4 protein-coding genes are annotated in these 4,243 nt (G+C 50.7%); all 4 read right to left on the bottom strand.

Annotated features, from left to right (window positions below; all coding sequences use genetic code 11):
- Positions 1 to 1,637 (bottom strand): carbamoyl-phosphate synthase large subunit (gene carB, locus HOK28_05485; protein ID MBT6432523.1); only part of this gene is annotated, 1,637 nt, incomplete at its 3' end.
- Between the two features lie 21 nt (positions 1,638 to 1,658).
- Positions 1,659 to 2,810, bottom strand: a complete 1,152-nt coding sequence (gene carA, locus HOK28_05480) for a glutamine-hydrolyzing carbamoyl-phosphate synthase small subunit (protein MBT6432522.1) — start codon at positions 2,808 to 2,810, stop codon at positions 1,659 to 1,661.
- 125 nt (positions 2,811 to 2,935) lie between these two features.
- On the bottom strand, positions 2,936 to 3,259 hold the full coding sequence (locus tag HOK28_05475; GenBank protein ID MBT6432521.1) for an iron-sulfur cluster assembly accessory protein: 324 nt from the start codon (positions 3,257 to 3,259) through the stop codon (positions 2,936 to 2,938).
- A 53-nt stretch (positions 3,260 to 3,312) separates the two neighbouring features.
- Positions 3,313 to 4,243 (bottom strand): cysteine desulfurase (locus tag HOK28_05470; GenBank protein MBT6432520.1); only part of this gene is annotated, 931 nt, incomplete at its 5' end.

Below are 4,243 nucleotides of genomic sequence, written 5' to 3'. Positions count from 1 at the left end.
GCTTCGCATTCCTCTTCGTAGGTTGAATACATATAAGGCGTATGTGACTCGAACTCTGCGGCGCATGTGTCCACTCGCTTGTAAACTGGCACAATGCCATCACGCTTACGCCGAGCACGAACTTCTAATGATGCCGTGCCCGTCATGTAGGCGATTCTACGGTCGCTGAATCCCCACTTTTTGGCGGTTAAAATGGTATCGCTGGATACGTCATCAAGCGCTTTGCCCCGCATGCCTTCTTGAAGCTCCGCGAATTGCTGAAACTGATCAAGGAACCAAGGGTCAATGGAGCAGTGGCGATGAACCTCTTCGATGCTCCATCCTTGCTCTAAAGCGTAGACAACATAACGAATTCTGTTTTCGCTGGGTCGTGACAACTTTTCAGCAAGTTTGTCGCGGTCTGTTTCGTTGGGTCGGTATGGTTTAGATACCTCAAGTGAACGCAGTGCTTTAAAGAACGACTCTTTAAGGGTCCGGCCGATTGCCATGACCTCGCCAACGGATTTCATTTGTGTGCCAAGTGTTGTTTCGGCTCCGCTGAATTTCTCAAAAGCAAACTTCGGAATCTTGGTGACGACATAGTCGAGCGCAGGCTCAAAAGCTGCAGGTGTCTTGAGTGTTATGTCGTTTGGTAACTCGTCGAGAGTATATCCTACGGCCAACTTTGCGGCGATTTTGGCAATCGGGAAGCCCGTTGCTTTTGACGCCAGAGCAGATGACCGGCTTACTCGAGGGTTCATCTCGATAATAATGAGGCGTCCTGTTTTGGGATCAACCGCAAACTGAACATTGGATCCACCCGTGTCGACTTTAACCTTACGAAGAATCTGTGCCGCTGCATTACGCATCTGCTGGTATTCTTTGTCGGTCAGCGTTTGCGCTGGGGCCACCGTGATAGAATCACCCGTGTGCACGCCCATGGCATCGATGTTTTCGATGGAGCAAATAATGACAACGTTGTCTGCTGTGTCTCGAATAACTTCGAGTTCGTACTCTTTCCAACCAAGCAGAGACTCTTCGATGAGAATCTGGCTAACCGGTGAAAGGTCGAGTCCGCGCCGAACAATAGTTTCGAGTTCGTCTTGGTTGTAGGCGATTCCTCCACCCGTGCCGCCGAGCGTAAAAGACGGCCTTAGGACACATGGATAAACTCTGCCTTTCATGAAATCATAAGCACCCTGCATGTCGCCAATGATGACGCTTTCAGGGACATTGAGTCCAATTTCCAGCATCGCCAAACGAAAGAGTTCTCGGTCTTCGGCGACTTCAATGGCCTCAGGGCTCGCACCCAGAAGTTCCACATTATATTTCTCGAGGATGCCTTGTTTGTGGAGATCAAGCGCGAGGTTTAGAGCTGTTTGTCCACCAACGGTTGGAAGAACTGCATCGGGCTTTTCGCGCTCGATAATAACTTCAAGGTACTCAGGTGTAAGCGGCTCCACGTAGGTGCGATCACACAAGTTTGGATCCGTCATAATAGTCGCTGGATTCGAGTTCACCAGGATGACTTCATAGCCCTCATCTTTGAGAGCTTTGATAGCTTGGGTTCCTGAATAATCGAATTCACAGGCCTGACCAATAACAATGGGTCCAGAACCTAGAACAAGGATACGATTGAGGTCATCACGGCGTGGCATTGAGCCCTCCCACGCGAGAAATTAGAAACCCCTATTCGGATTCCATTCTCGCATCATCTGCATAAAACGGTCGAATAGATAGTTGGCGTCATGCGGTCCCGGCGACGCCTCCGGGTGGTACTGAACACTAAACGCTGGCGCATTCTTAAGCCGAATGCCTGCGCAGGTTTTATCGTTAAGATTGATATGCGTCACTTCTACTTCATCTTTTGGTAACGAGTCCGGATCCACACAGAAGCCATGGTTTTGGCTGGTGATTTCAATCTTTCCGGTTTTCAGGTCTTGCACTGGATGATTTCCACCACGGTGTCCGAATTTCAGTTTGAATGCGGACCCACCGCTGGCGAGCGCTAGGATTTGGTGCCCAAGGCAGATTCCGAAAATCGGTACTTTACCAATCAGTGCTTTGACGTTTTCGATAGCGTAGTCCACCGGCTCAGGATCACCAGGCCCGTTGGAAAGTAAAACTCCGTCGGGGTTCAGTGTCATCACTTCTTCAGCGGTGGTGCTGGCAGGTACGACTGTGACGCGGCATCCTTCTCCGGCAAGCTGCCGCAGAATTCCGCGTTTTACGCCAAAGTCATAAGCCACAACATGTGGTTGAGCTTTTTCGTCTGGGCTTGCTGCGGGAGCGCGTGTACCGGCGAGATCGATGTCTTTCTCGGTCCAGCTGTATTGGTGACCTGCGGTCACAACCTTCGCAAGGTCTGTCCCGGCCATGGACGTAAGCCCTTTTGCCTTGGCAATAAGTGCTTGTTCATCAGCACCTTCGGCGTCGGCGATGATGCCGCGCATTGCACCTTTGTCACGGAGGTGTCGAACCAGTGCTCGTGTATCGATATCACAGAATCCAGGAATGCCTTGTCGCTTCAAGTACTCGTCGAGAGTGACTTCTGAGCGCCAGTTGCTGGATATACGGCTAATCTCTTTTACGATTAATCCACCGAGGAATATTTTTCGAGCTTCAAAGTCTTCGCCCGCGATACCGTAGTTACCGATCATCGGATAAGTCATGGTCACGATTTGACCAGCGTAGGATGGATCAGTCAGGATTTCTTGGTAACCCATCATCGACGTGTTGAAAACAACTTCTCCCTGAGCATCTGAGTCAGCGCCAAATCTTCGGCCTCGGAATATACGGCCATCTTCAAGGACTAGTAGTGCAGCTTTCATGGGTCTGGGCGATATTTAAGTGTTTCAACCAATAGAAGCAAGAGCTAACGATACAAATGACGCGTGTGGTCGTGCAGGTTGTCATGGCTTCGATCGAGAGTTTCCCGGAGCCAGGACGACCGCCCTTATACGGAGAACGATTCCCCACAGCTACAGCTTCGCTTGGCTTGAGGGTTACGGAATTTAAAGCCACCATTTAGTAAATTCGTGTCGAAATCGAGCTCTGTTTCAGTAAGGTAATTCAGGCTTTTCGGGTCTACCCGAACTTTTACGCCGCTAAATTCGACTACAGAATCCCCTTCTCGGCCTTCGCCGGCCTCGAAGTCGAGGAAATAACTTAGACCTGAGCAGCCGCCGCCCTTAACGCCGACGCGTAAGATAGCCGGAATCTTTTGTCTTTCGGCAACTTGAAGCGCACGGGTGATTGCTTTTTCGGTGAGGGTTATCATTTGTAGTACTCCTACTATCTATATTAATCAGCTCTGGCCGCTCGTCAATCTACTTATGCAGGCTTCTGCGAGAGCTGGGCGTAAGCTTTGGCTACCATCTGGGTAGCCAAGGAAACTTCGTTTTCGGTATTGAAGCGCCCTATCCCAAATCTTAGGGACCCGTGACAACGTTCATCTGTATGCCCCATGGCCTTGAGGACATGAGATGGCCCGGTCTGCGCTGTGGCGCAAGCTGCCCCGGAGCTGATCGCGAGGTCTCTCATGCTCAGCATCAAACGCTCTGCGCCGACGCCCTGTATCGAAATGTTCCAGTTTCCCGGTAATCGGTTTTCCGTGGGTCCATTGATTTGTGCGCTGGGCACTAAGCCCTGAATACCATCTGCTAACTGACTGGTAAGCAGGCTGATTCGTTTGACGTCTTTTTCTAGGTCTTCTGTGACCAGGCGACAGGCTTCCCCAAGACCAACAATACCGGGGACATTGAGAGTGCCTGATCTAAATCCGCGTTCATGCCCCCCGCCGTGAATTTGCGGTACGAGGCTTACTCTTGGTCCTTTTCGCCTCACATAAAGAGCACCGATGCCTTTGGGTCCGTAAATCTTATGTGCCGAGAGTGAGAGTAGGTCGATGTTCAGTTTCTGAACATCAATATCGAGCCGGCCACAGGCCTGGACCGCATCACTATGAAAAAGGACTCCTCTTTCATGGCAGATCTCACCTATCTCGGCCACGGGCATTCTTGTGCCGACTTCGTTATTGGCAGCCATGATAGAGCAGAGAATTGTGTCTTCGCGGATGGCTTCCCTTAGGTCGTTGATTCGTATGTGTCCGTGCGCATCAACTGGTAGAATGGTGACGTCATAACCCTGAGTCTCTAGGACCCTTAATGGATCCATTACCGCGCTGTGTTCCGTCGCTTGAGAGATGATATGGCGACCTTTTGATTTATATCGCTCTGCGACTCCCAGGATAGCTAGGTTATTC

It is taken from the genome of Deltaproteobacteria bacterium, assembly GCA_018668695.1.
Classification (GTDB): Bacteria; Myxococcota; XYA12-FULL-58-9; order XYA12-FULL-58-9; family JABJBS01; genus JABJBS01.
This window is presented reverse-complemented; position numbering and strand designations above follow the sequence as displayed.

Excerpts from the sequence above, each read along its gene's own strand:
- carA (MBT6432522.1), bottom strand. The coding sequence starts at position 2,810 with ATGAAAGCTGCACTACTAGTCCTTGAAGATGGCCGTATATTCCGAGGC.
- HOK28_05475 (MBT6432521.1), bottom strand. The coding sequence starts at position 3,259 with ATGATAACCCTCACCGAAAAAGCAATCACCCGTGCGCTTCAAGTTGCC.